This is a genomic window from Bradyrhizobium sp. LeoB3, from assembly GCF_055456055.1.
The window spans coordinates 1-14,733 of the sequence record NZ_JBVBEF010000079.1; the positions used below are offsets into that span (position 1 = coordinate 1).

The 14,733-nt window shown below is 65.4% G+C and carries 13 protein-coding genes and 1 riboswitch; of the genes, 5 read left to right on the top strand and 8 right to left on the bottom strand.

Going from position 1 to position 14,733, the window contains the following annotated elements; all coding sequences use genetic code 11:
* Positions 1-107 precede the first annotated feature (107 nt).
* A complete protein-coding gene (locus ACZXDY_RS34095) occupies positions 108-269 on the bottom strand; it encodes a hypothetical protein (protein WP_464348556.1) in 162 nt (53 codons plus the stop codon).
* A gap of 84 nt (positions 270-353) precedes the next feature.
* The gene (locus ACZXDY_RS34100) at positions 354-2,618 is read right to left on the bottom strand and encodes a TonB-dependent receptor (RefSeq protein ID WP_464348557.1); all 2,265 of its coding nucleotides are present in this window, start codon (positions 2,616-2,618) and stop codon (positions 354-356) included.
* 112 nt (positions 2,619-2,730) lie between these two features.
* A riboswitch (cobalamin riboswitch) is annotated at positions 2,731-2,928 on the bottom strand.
* Positions 2,929-3,111: 183 nt separating this feature from the next.
* Here ACZXDY_RS34100 and ACZXDY_RS34105 point away from each other — a divergent pair.
* The 4 genes from ACZXDY_RS34105 (at position 3,112) to ACZXDY_RS34120 (ending at position 6,721) form a co-directional block, all read left to right on the top strand.
* The gene (locus tag ACZXDY_RS34105; protein WP_464348575.1) at positions 3,112-4,086 is read left to right on the top strand and encodes a FecCD family ABC transporter permease; all 975 of its coding nucleotides are present in this window, start codon (positions 3,112-3,114) and stop codon (positions 4,084-4,086) included.
* Positions 4,083-4,856, top strand: coding sequence for an ABC transporter ATP-binding protein (locus ACZXDY_RS34110; protein ID WP_464348558.1), 774 nt, complete (start codon positions 4,083-4,085; stop codon positions 4,854-4,856). Before ACZXDY_RS34105 ends, ACZXDY_RS34110 begins: the two co-directional genes overlap by 4 nt.
* Positions 4,856-5,686, top strand: coding sequence for an ABC transporter substrate-binding protein (locus ACZXDY_RS34115; RefSeq protein WP_464348559.1), 831 nt, complete (start codon positions 4,856-4,858; stop codon positions 5,684-5,686). The genes ACZXDY_RS34110 and ACZXDY_RS34115 overlap by 1 nt, the downstream gene beginning before the upstream one ends.
* 360 nt (positions 5,687-6,046) lie before the next feature.
* Positions 6,047-6,721 (top strand): DUF938 domain-containing protein, encoded by a 675-nt coding sequence (locus tag ACZXDY_RS34120; RefSeq protein WP_464348560.1) that lies wholly within the window; start codon positions 6,047-6,049, stop codon positions 6,719-6,721.
* Positions 6,722-6,844: 123 nt separating this feature from the next.
* On the opposite strand, the gene ACZXDY_RS34125 is transcribed toward ACZXDY_RS34120, so the two are convergent.
* The 6 genes from ACZXDY_RS34125 to ACZXDY_RS34150 all read right to left on the bottom strand — a co-directional run bounded on the left by ACZXDY_RS34125 (position 6,845) and on the right by ACZXDY_RS34150 (position 13,392).
* A complete protein-coding gene (locus ACZXDY_RS34125; protein ID WP_464348561.1) occupies positions 6,845-8,914 on the bottom strand; it encodes a prolyl oligopeptidase family serine peptidase in 2,070 nt (689 codons plus the stop codon).
* Positions 8,915-9,400: 486 nt separating this feature from the next.
* Positions 9,401-9,727 (bottom strand): HPr family phosphocarrier protein, encoded by a 327-nt coding sequence (locus tag ACZXDY_RS34130; RefSeq protein WP_464348562.1) that lies wholly within the window; start codon positions 9,725-9,727, stop codon positions 9,401-9,403.
* Complete coding sequence (locus ACZXDY_RS34135) at positions 9,724-10,125, bottom strand: PTS sugar transporter subunit IIA (protein WP_027579987.1); 402 nt, start codon at positions 10,123-10,125, stop codon at positions 9,724-9,726. The genes ACZXDY_RS34130 and ACZXDY_RS34135 overlap by 4 nt, the downstream gene beginning before the upstream one ends.
* A 133-nt stretch (positions 10,126-10,258) precedes the next feature.
* On the bottom strand, positions 10,259-10,774 hold the full coding sequence (locus ACZXDY_RS34140) for an HPr kinase/phosphorylase (protein ID WP_464348563.1): 516 nt from the start codon (positions 10,772-10,774) through the stop codon (positions 10,259-10,261).
* Positions 10,771-12,576 carry a stimulus-sensing domain-containing protein gene (locus tag ACZXDY_RS34145; RefSeq protein WP_464348564.1) on the bottom strand — a complete coding sequence of 602 codons (1,806 nt, stop codon included), beginning with the start codon at positions 12,574-12,576 and terminating at the stop codon, positions 10,771-10,773. The genes ACZXDY_RS34140 and ACZXDY_RS34145 overlap by 4 nt, the downstream gene beginning before the upstream one ends.
* Positions 12,577-12,690: 114 nt before the next feature.
* Positions 12,691-13,392, bottom strand: coding sequence for a response regulator transcription factor (locus ACZXDY_RS34150; protein WP_027579989.1), 702 nt, complete (start codon positions 13,390-13,392; stop codon positions 12,691-12,693).
* Between the two features lie 229 nt (positions 13,393-13,621).
* On the opposite strand from ACZXDY_RS34150, the gene ACZXDY_RS34155 reads away from it, so the two are divergent.
* Positions 13,622-14,356: a HugZ family pyridoxamine 5'-phosphate oxidase gene (locus ACZXDY_RS34155; protein ID WP_464348565.1), complete on the top strand. Its 735-nt coding sequence runs from the start codon at positions 13,622-13,624 to the stop codon at positions 14,354-14,356.
* Positions 14,357-14,733: the final 377 nt, after the last annotated feature.

A 14,733-nucleotide genomic window follows, 5' to 3' on the forward strand; every position in this document is an offset into this window, starting at 1 on the left:
GCGCAGCGCGCCACCCATAGCGCCGTAGCAAGCGCGGCTTGCTTGGAGGGCAGACCGCGGCCCGTTACCCCATCTACAATTCCGCGCTCGCAATGACGCGAAGCGTCTTACAACGGTTCGTCGTCGGGGCCGTAGCGATTGCGCTTCGGTGTGGCGATGTCGCCGTCTTCGTAGTCGTCGTCCTCCTCATGACGCGCAGGTGGAGGCGGCGGCCTTGGCTTGCCGCCTTCCTGCTTCGGAGGTTGGCTTCTCTTCCCGATCCCGCCCATGTCGATCTCCCGCCATCACGACATAATGGCTGATTCGGGCGGAACAAGCCGGTCCGCGCGTGGCTCGCGGACCGGCCGATCGCTTCAGAACGTGGCGCCGGCCTTCACCAGGAAAGTCCGACCCGGCAGCGGATAGGCGCTGAAGCGGCCGGGCGTGAAGTTCGAGGCGATGGCGTAGTCGTAATAGAGCGCATTCAGGACGTTGTTGGCGCTGACCGACCAGAAGAAATGCTCATAGGCGCCGCTGAGCTTGAGGTCGATCGTCGCATCGCCCGGAATGCGGGTCTGCGTATTGGCCTGGTCGTTGTCCATGACGCGCGAGCTCCAGGCGCGCAGCGTGGCATCGAACACGAGATAGTTGTCCCAGATATTCCAGGTCACGCCGAGATTGCCGGTATAGCGCGACACCAGCGGCACATCGTTGCCCGCGAACTGTCCCTCGCGGAACACCGCGCGCGTGTAAGCCATGCCGCCGCGCAGCGACACGGTATCGCTGACGCGCAGCGAGGCCTGCGTCTCGGAGCCATAACGCCGGGTCGGATCGAGGTTGATGTTGTAGAACAGCACCGGATTGAAATGGATCTCGTTCTCGAGGTCCATGTTGTAGATGCTGGTTTGCACCTGGAAGCGGCCCGTCTTGACGCGGAAGCCGGCTTCGACGTCGTGCGAGGTCTGCGTCTTCAGCTGGAAATTCTGCGGCAACGGGTTGAAGTCCGCATCGAACGCGGGTCCGGTGGACGTGCGCTCGTCGACATCGGGCGTGCGAAACGCGTGCGCGGCGCGGGCGAACACCGAGAACATTTCGGTGAAGCGATGCTCGACGCCGACATGCAGCGCGTAATTGGTCTCGCTCTGGTCGAGCGGCGTCGCCTGCGCGTCGAAGGCGAACGGCGCGTTCGGATCGTAGCGATCGCGCGCGCTGAGCCAGGTGTTCTGCACCCGCGCGCCATAGGAGAAATCGGTGGTGGGCAAGAGGCCGACCGTGTGCTGCCAATAGCCGGCGAGCGACTGCTGCGACAGGTCGTAGGTATGGATCGGCGGCACGCCCCGGAACGCGCCGCGCTGCTGGTGGAACGTTGCATCGTAATAGTCGATGCCGGTCAGGATCGACGAGGGAATCCCGAAGATCGAATTGTTGATGCTCAGCCGCGGCGTGATCGACCAGGTCTGCAACGCGGCGTCATTGTAGGTGGATGCCGCGCTGATGAATGGCGAGGTGCCGAAGAACGCGCCTTGCGTGTCCTTCTGGCGGTAGCCGCCATCGACGATTAGGTCGACACCGTTCAGGAGCGTCTTGGTGAAGCCCGCCGTCGCGCTCGCGCCCTGCTGGTTGCCATAGTCGAACGGCGTGGCGGCGCCCTTGCGATCGGTGACGAGCTGATTGACGCCGATCGAAGGATCGACCAGCCTGCCGCCGGGAAAGCCCAGCTTCTGGTCGTCGCCGGTCACCGTCAGGAAGGCTTTCAGGTCCGGCGTCGTGTAGTTGAGATTGCCGACGCCGTTGCGCTGGTCGAGCGCATTGTTCACGCGGTAGCCGTCGGACTTGATGCCGTTGCCGTAAAACGACGCCGACCATGGTCCCGAATTCATCGCGGTCGAGATCGCGGCCATGCGCTGGTTGAAGGAGCCATAGCCGGCTTCGCCGCGGATCGAGACCGGCGGGCCGCCGACACCGGTCTTGGTGACGATGTTGATCACGCCGCCTATCGCATTGTCGCCGTAGAGCACGGCGCCGCTGTTGCCGCGGGTGATCTCGATGCGCTCGATCGAATCGAGTGGGATGGTCGACAGATCCACCTGCGCCATGTCGATGTCGTTGAGCCGTCGCCCGTTGAGCAGGAACAGCGTGTTGGCGGTGGCGAACGCGCCGAAGCCGCGCAGGTCGACCGAGGTCTTGGCGCCGTTCACGCCGCCATAGAGCGATTGAAGCTGTACGCCGGGCGCCTGCGCGATGATCTCGGCCAGAACCTGGGTCGGCGAATGCGCGATGTCGTCGGCGGTGATCACGGTCGAGGACGTCCCGACAATGCCGGCAAATTGCGGGCCGCCGCCACCGCCACCGGATGAAGCTCCGCCAGCGGCGGCGCCGCCAGCGCCCGCGCCGCCGGCCGGCTGCGCGCTGGTCGGCACCTGGCCCGGCGCGGGACGCCGGGGGCCTGGAGTGCCGTCGGAAGCGGGCTTGGCACGGGTGCGGTTGTGGTCGCCGGGCGCCCTGACCTCGACCGGCGGCAATTCCTCAGAGGGCGCTTCCTGCGCCTGCGCGGCGGAAACATACAAAGCGGGCGCCAGCATGCTCGACGCGAGCAGCAGCGCGCGGCGTTGCTTGGTGGCTGTGGTAGCAGAGAACATCGGCGAGACCTCGGTATGACGTCAGTGGCACGTCACAGCGAACCAAGGCTCACCATCGCGTTTCGCGCTTCAGGTGAAGCAAATGCCTGTACTCCCCGACCGACATCGTCGCGTGTGACCACGTATGACGGCAGGTCTCCTGGCTCGCGGGTCGTTACCCTTCGTCGCCTTCCCAGGACCGAGACTCCCAGTGGCATATGACGAAGGATTCACCGCATACAGTTGCGGGGGCAGCCGCGGCTTTACGGGAAGTTTCCCGGTACCGCATTCCCTTTTGATCCCGATAGGAACCGTCGGGGGCCATCTAGGATTTCGGCGGCACGTGAGTCAATCCCGGCGAAACTGCGGCTCCCTGGCTCCCATACGCTTTTTTGTTCCGGTGTCGCTTGTCTGCCACCGAATTCGCTGCAAGAAGCAGGGCGCGATGAGTGCACATGATTTCACGATAGCGGCGGGTCTCGCCGCGCGGCGGCGGTTGGGGGCGACCGTTGCAATGATCGCGTTGGTTGCCTTGCTGATGCTGATTTCGCTCGGCACCGGCCCGGTGCGGCTGTCGCCGCTGACGGTGATCGAGGCGCTGTTCGGTGGCGGCAGCGATGTCACGCAGGTGATCGTGCGCGAGATTCGCCTGCCGCGCACCATCCTGGCATTCGCGATCGGCGCTATCCTTGGGCTGTCAGGCGCGGCGCTGCAAGGCCTGTTGCGCAATCCCTTAGCCTCGCCCTCGCTGTTCGGCGCGCCGCAATCGGCGGCGTTCGGCGCGGTGCTGGTCATCGCGCTGGGGCTGGCCGATGTCCGCTCCTATGCGCTGCCGGTCGCCGCCATCATCGCCGCATTCGGCTCGGTCTTCGTGCTGCTCGCGATTGCCGGCCGCAATGCGGGCCTCTTGATCCTGATCCTCGCCGGGCTTGCGATCTCGAGCCTTGCGGGCGCTGCGACGGCGCTGGTGATGAACCTCGCGAGCAATCCATTCCTGGCGCTCGAGATCGCGTTCTGGCTGCTCGGCTCGCTGGAGGATCGCAGCTTCCAGCATGTCGCGCTGGCGCTGCCGTTCATCGTGGCAGGTAGCGCCATCCTGCTGTCGCAGGCCAGCGCCTTCCGCGCGCTCACGCTTGGCGAAGAGACCGCGCAAAGCCTCGGCGTCGATGTCGTCCGCCTGCGGCTGTTCGTGATCACGGGTGTTGCGCTCGGCGTCGGTGGCGCGGTGGCGGTCACCGGCACCATCGGCTTCATCGGCCTGGTCGCGCCGCATCTGATGCGGCCCGTCATCGGCCACGATCCGGCGCGGCTGTTGGTGCCGAGCGCGCTTGCCGGTTCGGCGCTGTTGCTTGCGGCCGACATCGCGGTGCGCATCATCCCGTCGACCTCGGACATCAAGGTGGGCGTGTTGACCTCGATCATCGGCGTGCCGTTCTTCCTCTATCTCATCATGCGCGAACGCCGCGCGCTCGGTGGAGGCGTCGCATGACGGCGCTTGTCGCAGAACATCTCGATGTCGCGCTCGCCGGCCGCCGCGTGCTCAGCGACGTGTCGCTGCAACTCGCCTCAGGTCATCTCGTCGCGCTGGTCGGTCCGAACGGCGCCGGCAAAACCACGCTCTTGCGCGCGCTCGCCGGTCTCATCCCCTCCGACGGCATCATCAAGGTGGGTGGCGAGGCGCTCGCCGCGCTGCCGCTGCGCGAACGTGCCAAACGCTTCGGCTATCTTCCGCAAGGGCACCTGGTGCACTGGCCGCTGCCGGCGCGCGACATCGTCGCGCTCGGCCGCTATCCGCATGGCGCGACCGATCCGGCGCGGCTGTCCCCGCGCGACGCTGAGGCGGTGGTGCGGGCGATGCAGGCGGCCGATGTCATGGAGTTCGCGGAGCGGCGTGTCACCGAGCTTTCCGGCGGCGAGCGCAGCCGCGTTGCGCTGGCGCGCGTGTTCGCGGTGGAGGCGCCGATCATCCTGGCGGACGAGCCGACCGCCTCGCTCGATCCGCGCCACCAGATCGACGTCATGAAGGGTTTGCGTGCCGCAGCCGACAAGGGCGTGCTGGTGATCGTGGTGACGCACGACCTCGGCCTTGCCGCGCGCTTTGCCGACCATGCGCTGGTGCTGGCGCAGGGCCGCCTCGCATCGCAAGGCGCGCCGGCGGATGCGTTGTCGGAAGCGGTCATGGCCGATGTGTTCCGCGTCAGCGCCTTCCGCGCCGAGCATCAGCGCGAGACGGTGATCGTGCCCTGGGCGGAGATCTGATGGGCCGGCTCGCTGCATGCCTTGCAGCGTTCGTCTTGTCCACCACTGTCGCGCATGCGGCGAGCCCGCCGCGGATCGTCTCGATGAATGTCTGCAGCGATCAATTGCTGCTCTCGCTCGCCGATCCCCAGCAGATCCTGGGCCTCAGCCGCTACTCCCGCGAGGCCTGGCAATCCTTTGCCGCCGATCAGGCGCGCCGTTTCCCGATCCTTTCCGGCGGCGCGGAGGACGTGCTGGTGCTCAAGCCCGACATCGTCGTCGCCAGCCTGTTCGACAAGCGCGCAACGCGCGAGCTTCTGAAGGCCAACGGCCTTCACCTCGTCGAGTTCAGCGTGCCGCGCACGCTGGACGAGGTGAAGGACCAGATCCGCGAGATGGGCGAGATCGTGCAGCATCCGGACCGCGCAAAGGTCGCGATTGCAAGATTAGATGCCGCGATCGCCCGAGCGCGCCAGGCCGCGACCGGCAAGCACTATCGCGTGCTGCCGCTGGCGCGCCGCGGCTGGGTGTCCGGCAGCGACAGCCTGGTCTCGTCGCTTCTGACCGAAGCCGGCCTGCTCAATCCCGCCGGCGACCTAGGCGTCGCTGCCGGCGGTTACGCCTCGCTGGAGGCGATCGTGCAACTGAGGCCGGATTTCATCCTGGTGTCGGAGGCCGGCGACCGCGCCGAAGACAACGGCCGCGCCTTCCTGCTGCATCCGGCGCTTGAGCACTTCTATCCGCCTGCGAGGCGCATCGTGCTCCCCGAACGTCTCACCGTCTGCGGCGGCGTGATGCTCGCCGATGCGCTGGATGTGCTGACGAAGGAATTGCAACGCGTGGCACGATAGCTCCATCCCCTCGTCGGTGCGAAGCGGCACCGCACCCTGCGGTAGCTTAACGAGCGAGCGATCCATCTCTCAGCTCGTCATTCCGGGGCTCGCGAAGCGAGAACTATGATGTGCAATTGCACATCAGAGAATCCATTTCTCCGCGGGCGCATGCGGCGCGATGGATTCCGGGCCTGCGCCTGGCGGCGCATCCCGGAATGACGAGCGGAGAAATGGGTACGCTCGCCCCGAATTACGCGTCGGGCTACGGACGTAACCATTATGACAGAGCCGCGGTCAAATCGCGCATTGCGACGACGCGCACGGAATAGCAGGATCGCTACGGTGTTGCGCTTTGTGCGACCGGAACAGGAGAACACCATGCCAGAGTTTGTGGTCGAATTCGGCAAAGACGGCGGGCGGGTCGAGGCCGACGGCCGGCTCGATGCGGCGGCCTTTCATCGCAACCATCAGCCGATCTGGGCGGTGCTGGAGAAATTCCTCGCAGGGCGTTCCGGCGACGTGCTGGAGGCCGGCAGCGGCACCGGCCAGCATGTCGTGTATTTCGCTGGACAGACCCCCGATATCACCTGGTGGCCGAGCGATCTCAACGACGCCCATCTGAAGAGCATCGCGGCCTGGCGCGCGTTCGCCGCCCTTCCGAATATCCGTCCGCCGCTGCGGATCGATCTCTCCGATCCGGCCTGGCCCGGTGCTGCGCCTGAGGGCGGCGAGCTGCCAAAGCTGCTCGCGGTGTTCTGCGCCAATGTGATCCACATCGCGCCTTGGTCCGTCACCGAGGGCCTGTTCGAAGGCGCCGCACGCCGCCTGCGCGACGACGGCCGGCTGTTCCTCTACGGCCCCTTCAAGCGCGACGGCAAGCACACCGCGCTCAGCAATGCCGTGTTCGACACGTCCTTGCGCAACCAGGATCCCGACTGGGGCGTGCGCGACATCGCCGACGTCGAGAAGCTGGCGGCGCGCGTCGGCCTGTCACTGGGCGCGACCGTCGAAATGCCCGCGAACAACATGATCCTGATATTCGCGCGCTGCTGATTCGTTCTCGTCATTCCGGGGCACGCGAAGCGTGAACCCGGAATCCATTAGGCCGCATGCGCAAGCGGAGAACTGGATTCCGGGCTCGCGCTGACGCGCGCCCCGGAATGACAGGGTGGGTAGTCACGCCTCACCATCCACCCACCCGATCTTCTCCCTCAGGAACCCAAGCCCCAGCGCCATGAAGGCGGCGCGTTCCTTGTTGTCCTTGCCATAGCCGTGGCCGCCGGCCGCGGGCTCGTAGAGATGGGCCTCATATCCCATTGCCTGCAGCTTGGCAGTCATCTTGCGGGCGTGGCCGGGATGCACGCGGTCGTCGCGGCGCGTGGTCGCGATCAGGATCGGTGGATATTTCTGGCCGGGCGTCGCCATGTGATAGGCGGAGTAGGTCTGCAGCCAGGCCCATTCGTCGGGTTTGTCGGGATCGCCATATTCGGCGATCCAGCTCGCGCCGGCGAGCAGCTTGGTGTAGCGGCGCATGTCGATCAGCGGGATGGTGCAGAACAGCGCGCCGAAGCGTTCGGGGTAGCGCACCAGCATGTTGGTGATCAGGATGCCGCCGTTCGATCCGCCTTCGGCGGCGATCCGCCCGGGCCGCGTGATGCCGCGCTTCACCAGATCGGCGGCGACCGCGGCGAAGTCGTCATGCGCCAACCGCTTGCCTGCGTAGCGGCCGGCGTCGTGCCAGCGCGTACCGAACTCGCCGCCGCCGCGGATATTGGCCTCCACGATGGTGCCGCCGCGCTCCAGCCACAGCTTGCCGAGCGCCGGGTTGTAATATGGCTTCATCGCCAGACCAAAGCCGCCATAGGCGGTCAGATGGACCGGCGCATCGCCGCTCTCCGTGGCCGGGCCGGTCTGCACATAGGGGATGCGTTCGCCATCGACGGAGATCGCCTCGTGCTGGGTCACCACGAGTCCATCCGCGTTGAATGTCTTCGGCGCCTGCTTCAGCACCGTGGGCGCCCCGACCTTCTCCATCAGCATCAGGGAAGATGGCGTCAGCGGGTCCTGCACATTGGCGAACAGGTCGCCCTTGCTTTCGGAAATATGGCTGTCGAGGCGCCAGACATCGACGACGCCGATCCCGGGCAGCCCTTCGAGCCGCGCGCGCGTCCAGCCGCCGGCCGATGGCGTGCAGATCTCGTGCACCGGCCGCAGCTCGTCGAGGATCGACAGCACCAGCCGGCCCGCGGTCCAGAAGAAGCCTTGCAGCGCTCGCCGCGGCTCCGGCTGGAACACGACGGTGAAATCGCGGCTACCCACGAGGAAGGCCGACAACGACACGCCGAGCACCGTATCGGGCGCATAGGTCTTGCCACCGACCGTCCACGGCTCGCGCAGCTTGACGACGAACCAGTCCTGATCGGCGAGCAGCCAGATGCTGGTCGGCAGATCGAGCTTCGTCTTCGCGCCCGTCTCGTCGCCGAGCCAGGCGCTCAAGTTGAAGAAATCGAGCCGATCGACGAACCAAACCCGTGGGACCGGTCCGGAATCATCGACCTGACCGGACGCGCTCATATGGTCGGCCGGCACGTCGAACACGACAGGCGCGCGCTCCACGGCGTCGCCGCGGCGCCACAGCCTGACAGTCCGGGCATAGCCCGAATGGGTCGCCATGCCCTCGCCATAGGCGCTCGACAGCAGCAGCGTATCGTCGTCGACCCAATCGACGCCGCCCTTGGCCTCGGGCAGCACGAAGCCGTCGGCGACGAAGCGCTTCGCCTCCATGTTGAACTCGCGCAGCGTCACCGCATCGCTGCCGCCGCGCGACAGGCTGAGCATCGCGCGCCGATCATTTCCCGGCCGCATCGACGTCCAGTTCAGAAGCCAATCCTCGCCTTCGTCGGCGGCAAGCTGGTCGACGTCCAGCAGGATTTCCCAGTCGGGATCTGATTTACGGAATTCGTCGAGCGTCGTGCGCCGCCACAGGCCCCGTGGATTCCGCGCATCCTTCCAGAGATTGTAGAGCAGCCCGCCGCGCCTGGTGACATAGGGAATGTTGTCCGGCCGGTCGAAGATCGCGACAAGCGTGTCGCGATCGGCGGCAAATGACGCGCCGGCAAATTTCTCCAGCGTGAGCCGGCTCTGCCCCTCCACGAATTCCAGCGCCCGCGCGCCCTCGATCTCCTCCAGCCAAAGATAGGGATCGTCATCGGGCGCAGCGATCGTAGGCCTGTCGTCGATGGTCATCGCGAGAACTCCAAGGGCGGACACAAAGCTATCGATGTAGGCACTCCGACCTGCGCTGTCCAATGGGTGCATTCGCGTGCCTCAAACGCTGCCGCCGTCATTCCGGGGCTCGCGAAGCGAGAACCCGGAATCCATTTCGCCGCATGCTCTGGGGTTGGATGGATTCCGGGCTCGATGCATCGCCCCGGAATGACGGGAGGACACATTGCGCAATCCTCTCCTCCGTCATGGCCGGGCTTGACCCGGCCATCCACGTTCTCTCCTCGTGCACGGAGGCAAAGGACGTGGATGCCCGGGACAAGCCCGGGCATGACGGCGGAAGGGCTGTTTGACAATTGAATCGGAAACGCTCCGCCCGTCATCGCGAGGAGCGCAAGCGACGAAGCAATCCATGCCTCCGCAAGCAGCGAGATGGATTGCTTCGCTACGCTCGCAATGACGGGGGAGAGAGCAATGGCCCGCAATGAGCAGGCATGGGGCCGGCCCTCAAATGCCTTCTTCGTTGAACTTGCTGGCGACGAGTTCGGCAATCGCGTCGAGAGCGGCTTCGGCTTCCGGGCCGATGGCGGAGACGATGACTGAGGTGCCGGGGCCGGCGGCGAGCATCATCAGACCCATGATCGAGGTGCCGCCGACGGTCTCGCTGCCGCGCGTCACCCAGACCTCGGCCTCGAAGCGCTCGACCATCTGCACGAACTTGGCGGAAGCGCGCGCGTGCAGGCCGCGCTTGTTGACGATCAGAAGTTCACGGGAGATCGCGCCCGCAGGAACCGTCGGGCCGACTTCGTTTTCGCCCGAGCCCTCGGCGCTCATTTGCCGGCAAGGACGCGGCTGGCGATGGTGACGTATTTGCGGCCCGCTTCCTGGGCCATCGCGATCGCGTCTGGCAGCGACCGCTCCTCGCGCACCTTCGCGAGCTTCACCAGCATCGGAAGATTGATGCCTGCGAGCACTTCGACCTTGGGCCGGCTCATGCAGGAGATCGCGAGGTTCGACGGCGTGCCGCCGAACATGTCGGTGAGGATAGCAACGCCGTCGCCACTATCGACGCGGTTGACCGCTTCGATGATGTCGCTGCGACATAGATCGGCGTCGTCTTCGGCTCCGATCGTAATTGCTTCAATTTGTTTCTGTGGGCCCATTACGTGTTCGAGCGCTGCCTTGAACTCGTCGGCAAGGCGCCCGTGGGTCACAAGCACTAGACCAATCATCGGAAACTCCTCGCGGGTGCTTCTTGGTGCACCGCACGAACGCGCCACTTTGACCATCCAGAGGCCCCGCGCAAGAGGGCATCTTGGCAATCTCCCGGAATTTGGGGGCGGAGAAATACGGGTCTGCACCGGTCTATTCAGTGGCCATATTGCGGCTGATATGGTTACCAATCCGCCCCAAGCAATCATCCGCTAGATTACGGGAACGTGAACTTTCAGTTGTCGTCAACGCTGCGACAACCAGTAGCAGGGGTGAAATGCCCTCACCGACGGGGATTCGCGGTAACAAAACACCATTTATCTCGGTCTGCAGCGCTTCCGGCGGCGGCAGGCGCTCGGCATCGCCGGCGGCGAGATCGACCACTAGCCCCACGATCGCCTCATGTATGTACTCAAGGCGGCGGATGCCGAGCCCGCGAATCTCGACCAGCCCGGCCAATTCGAGGGCTGGCCGGACCAGCAATTCTTTGCCGGCTGTGTCGAGATGGACACGGTCATCGCCCACCAGAACGGCCGGCGGGAGCTGTCCAGAACGGCCGGCGAGGATCAGATCGAAGGCGAGGCGCGACTTGCCGGAGCCGGACGGGCCGCGGATCAGCACCGCGCGTTCTCCCACCAGCACCGCGGATGCATGCACGCTGGCGCTCATGGCGCCGGCAGCCTGACCACGAAGCGCGCGCCAGCGACCGTCGGCTTGCCGTCGGCATCGGCGGGACCGGATCGGTTCTCGGCCCAGATGCGTCCGTTATGCGCCTCGATGATCTGCTTGGAGATCGACAGCCCCAGTCCGGAATTCTGGCCGAAGCCCTGGTGCGGACGGTCGGTGTAGAAGCGCTCGAAGATGCGCTCCAGCGCGTCCTCGCCGATGCCGGGGCCGTCGTCGTCGACCACGATCTCGATCTCCGAGCGCACGCGGCGGCAGACGATGCGCACCTTGTCGCCCGGTTGCGAGAACGACTGTGCGTTGGAGAGCAGGTTGGAGATCACCTGTCCGAGCCGCGAGTCGTGGCCGGGCACCGCGAAGGTGTCCGTCGGCCCGCGGCCCTCGAAGCGGGCTTCGACCGCGACGTCGTGGCCGAGCTTGGTCTCGTTGGCGACCGAGGTCAGCGTCGTCAGCAGGCGGCGCAGATCGACCGGCGCCATGTCCTGGCGCTGCAGCTCGGCATCGAGCCGGCTCGCATCCGAGATGTCGGAGATCAGCCGGTCGAGCCGCTTGACGTCGTGCTCGATCACGGCGAGCAGGCGGCCGCGGCTGCTTTCGGTGCGCGCCAGGGGCAGCGTCTCCACCGCCGAACGCAGCGACGTCAACGGGTTCTTCAGCTCATGGGCGACGTCGGCGGCGAACATCTCGATCGCCTCGATCCGGCTGTAGAGCGCGTTGGTCATGTCGCGCAGCGCGCCGGAGAGATGGCCGATCTCGTCGCGGCGGCGGCTGAAATCGGGAATCTGGACGCGGGTCTGGATGCGGCGGCGGACGCTTTCAGCGCCGTCGGCAAGCCGCCGCACCGGGCCGGCAATGGTGCTCGCAAGCAGGAGCGACAGCACGATCATTACGGCAGCGGCAACGCCGCCGACCTTGAGGATCGCGAGCCGCTCGGCGGTCACCATCTGGTCGATGTCGTCGCCCTGGGTGGAGAGCATCAAGGCGCCATGCACGGCGCGGAAGCGCTGCACGGGGACGGCGACCGAGACGATCACCTCGCCGCGATCGTTGACGCGCACCATGCTGCTCTTCTGACCGTTCAGGGATTGCGCGACCTCCTGGTAGCCGGTGCCGTTCTCCGGGCCGAGCTCGCGATAGAGCGGCAGATCGCCGCGGTTCAGCCAGGTGCGGATCGCGATCGTGGTTCGCTCGGCGAATCCCGGCTTCTCCGCGTTCGGCGGCGGCAGCTCGATCCTGAACACGTCGCCCTTGCCGTAAAGGCTGCGGCTGTCGAGGATCAATCCGCCCTCGCGATCGAAAATGCGGGCGCGCGTCTTGGTCGGCGAGATCAGGCGCCGCAGCACCGGCGCGACGCGTTCGGGATTGATCGGGAAGTCGGAATATTCGTCCGGCACGCCGTAGCTTTCGCCGGGCTTGAGGTCGAGCAGCCGCTCCGGATCGATGGTGATGGTGTTGGTCTCGACGGTAGCGGAAGCCGCGATGGCGCCAGCGATGATCTCGGCCTGCACCAGAAGGCTCTGGGCACGCGCATCGATCAGGCCGGCGCGGAATTGCGACAGGTACAGGATGCTGGCGACGAGGGCGACCAGGCCCGCGAGATTCAGCGAGACGATGCGGCGGGTCAGGCTCGAGAAGGACAGCGCGAAGAAGAACTGCCCGGCGCGACTCAGCCAGTCCAGCGGCCGCCAGCGCTTTGCTGTCGCCTTGTCGGCAAACTGCTCCTGCTCGAGGAGCGCCTGGGCGTCCTCGACGGTTTGGGCCGGGTCGGGCTGCGTTCGATCAAGCACAGGCAGAACTGCCGGTTCGTTGACGAGGGGTGTTACCATGCACGCTATTGGGCCCGCACCCTACCCCATAGGTGCGGACCGTGTCAGTTAACAAAGGGGAGCTTTCGCCGCGGATCAGGCTTCCTTGAAGCGATACCCCACGCCGTACAAGGTTTCGATCATCTCGAAATCCTCGTCGACCACCTTGAATTTCTTGCGCAGCCGCTTGATGTGGCTGTCGATGGTGCGATCGTCGACATAGACCTGGTCGTCATAGGCGGCGTCCATCAGCGCATTGCGGCTCTTCACCACGCCGGGCCGCGTCGCCAGTGCCTGAAGGATCAAGAATTCGGTGACCGTCAGCGTCACCGGCTCGTTCTTCCAGGTGCAGGTGTGGCGCTCCGGATCCATCCTGAGCAGGCCGCGATCGAGCGCGCGCGTATCCGGCTCCTTCGGGGCTGCGGTCGGATCCTTGGGCTGGCCGCGGCGGAGCACGGCCTTCACGCGCTCGACCAAAAGGCGCTGCGAGAACGGCTTGCGGATGAAATCGTCGGCGCCCATTTTGAGGCCGAACAATTCGTCGATCTCTTCATCCTTGGAGGTCAGGAAGATCACAGGCAGATCGGATTTTTGCCTGAGCCGCCGCAGCGTTTCCATGCCGTCCATGCGCGGCATCTTGATATCGAGGATCGCCAGATCCGGTGGCGAGGTGCGGAAGCCATCGAGCGCCGACGCACCATCCGTGTATGTCATGATGCGGTAGCCTTCGGCTTCCAACGCGATCGAGACAGAGGTGAGAATGTTGCGGTCGTCGTCGACCAGGGCGATTGTGGGCATGAGCCTGCTTTCAGTTTTCCAGTTGGCTGAAACGGCGAGCATTCCGGTGATGCGCCGCATAATTGGGCTTCGGACTCGGTCAGCGAGCAACGCAACGTGGGCTGAAGTGTGACCGAGTTCCGCCAAACGCCTCGCCCCCCGCGAACGCGTCCGACCCGTCTAGAGCCCGTTTACCCGAAAAAAGCCCCGAAGTGCAACCACATGGCCAAGCAATTACTAGGTAATTTCGATGCAACCGACCGCTGATTTTGACCCCGCCGGGCTGGCCCGTTCCCTGCTCCGGAGGAGCCGGCAAGGGGCTTTGGCAACGCTGATGCCGGAAACCGGCGATCCCTATTGTTCCCTGGTCAATGTCGCCAGCCATCCGGACGGTTCCCCGATACTGCTGCTCTCTCGCCTCGCGGTCCATACCAGGAACCTGCTCGCCGACGTCAGGGTGTCGCTGATGCTGGACGAGCGGGCCGAAGGCGACCCGCTGGAAGGGTCCCGGATCATGCTGGCCGGCCGGGCGGAACAGGCGGAAGGCGAGGCCGCGAGCCTCCTGCGCCGCCGCTACCTCGCCGCCCATCCGTCCGCGGAAGCCTTTGTGGAATTTAAGGATTTTTCCTTCTTCCGGATCATCCCCTCCGCCATCCACCTCGTCGCTGGCTTCGGCCGGATCGTCGATCTGAGGCCAGAACAGTTCCTGACCGATCTGGCTGGGACGGACGGGTGGCTGGAGGCTGAAGCGGAGGCCGTCGAGCACATGAACGAGGCTCACCGCGACGCCATGGACCTTTATGCGACCCGGCTGCTCGGAGCCGAAAGCCCCGATTGGCGCTGCATTGGCTGCGACCCTGAGGGCATGGACATTCAGGCGGGCAAGCGGACGCTGCGGCTGGAATTTCCAGAGCGCGTGCGCAACGCTGCGGAGCTGCGCAAGATGTTGGTTCGACTCGCCAGTGAGGCGCGCGCAACGGGATAGGTGCGAACGGCGCGGTGTCGCATATCGTATGCATATTGGGGAGAATGCGGCCGTCAACGCGCTTCGCATCATGCATCTTATGCGCGACGGTGCGGAACGTTTACGCGCGCTGCGCATTCTTAACGGCCGTCGAATTCGATGGTGGCTTGCTGACGTCGAGCGAGGCTGTGCAATCAACTCTCATTGCCGATTGGATCGTGCAATCCAAGTGCAACGGCATTGCCGGCGACAAAGCCGATGTCTCATCGCCCAAACTGCATATCGGGTAGTCTGTGCGTTGATTGAGAACGACGCCGCGCGTCCGATGGCACCAATTGTGCATCGCAAAGACGTCGGGCCCGGCATTGATCGCGGCGGATCGTCGCGCGATCCACGGG

What these genes read in the sequence shown, in the direction of transcription:
- ACZXDY_RS34095 (WP_464348556.1), bottom strand. Translation starts at nt 269, where the DNA reads ATGGGCGGGATCGGGAAGAGAAGCCAACCTCCGAAGCAGGAAGGCGGC.
- ACZXDY_RS34100 (WP_464348557.1), bottom strand. Translation starts at nt 2,618, where the DNA reads ATGTTCTCTGCTACCACAGCCACCAAGCAACGCCGCGCGCTGCTGCTC.
- ACZXDY_RS34105 (WP_464348575.1), top strand. Translation starts at nt 3,112, where the DNA reads ATGATCGCGTTGGTTGCCTTGCTGATGCTGATTTCGCTCGGCACCGGC.
- ACZXDY_RS34110 (WP_464348558.1), top strand. Translation starts at nt 4,083, where the DNA reads ATGACGGCGCTTGTCGCAGAACATCTCGATGTCGCGCTCGCCGGCCGC.
- ACZXDY_RS34115 (WP_464348559.1), top strand. Translation starts at nt 4,856, where the DNA reads ATGGGCCGGCTCGCTGCATGCCTTGCAGCGTTCGTCTTGTCCACCACT.
- ACZXDY_RS34120 (WP_464348560.1), top strand. Translation starts at nt 6,047, where the DNA reads ATGCCAGAGTTTGTGGTCGAATTCGGCAAAGACGGCGGGCGGGTCGAG.
- ACZXDY_RS34125 (WP_464348561.1), bottom strand. Translation starts at nt 8,914, where the DNA reads ATGACCATCGACGACAGGCCTACGATCGCTGCGCCCGATGACGATCCC.
- ACZXDY_RS34130 (WP_464348562.1), bottom strand. Translation starts at nt 9,727, where the DNA reads ATGAGCGCCGAGGGCTCGGGCGAAAACGAAGTCGGCCCGACGGTTCCT.
- ACZXDY_RS34135 (WP_027579987.1), bottom strand. Translation starts at nt 10,125, where the DNA reads ATGATTGGTCTAGTGCTTGTGACCCACGGGCGCCTTGCCGACGAGTTC.
- ACZXDY_RS34140 (WP_464348563.1), bottom strand. Translation starts at nt 10,774, where the DNA reads ATGAGCGCCAGCGTGCATGCATCCGCGGTGCTGGTGGGAGAACGCGCG.
- ACZXDY_RS34150 (WP_027579989.1), bottom strand. Translation starts at nt 13,392, where the DNA reads ATGCCCACAATCGCCCTGGTCGACGACGACCGCAACATTCTCACCTCT.
- ACZXDY_RS34155 (WP_464348565.1), top strand. Translation starts at nt 13,622, where the DNA reads ATGCAACCGACCGCTGATTTTGACCCCGCCGGGCTGGCCCGTTCCCTG.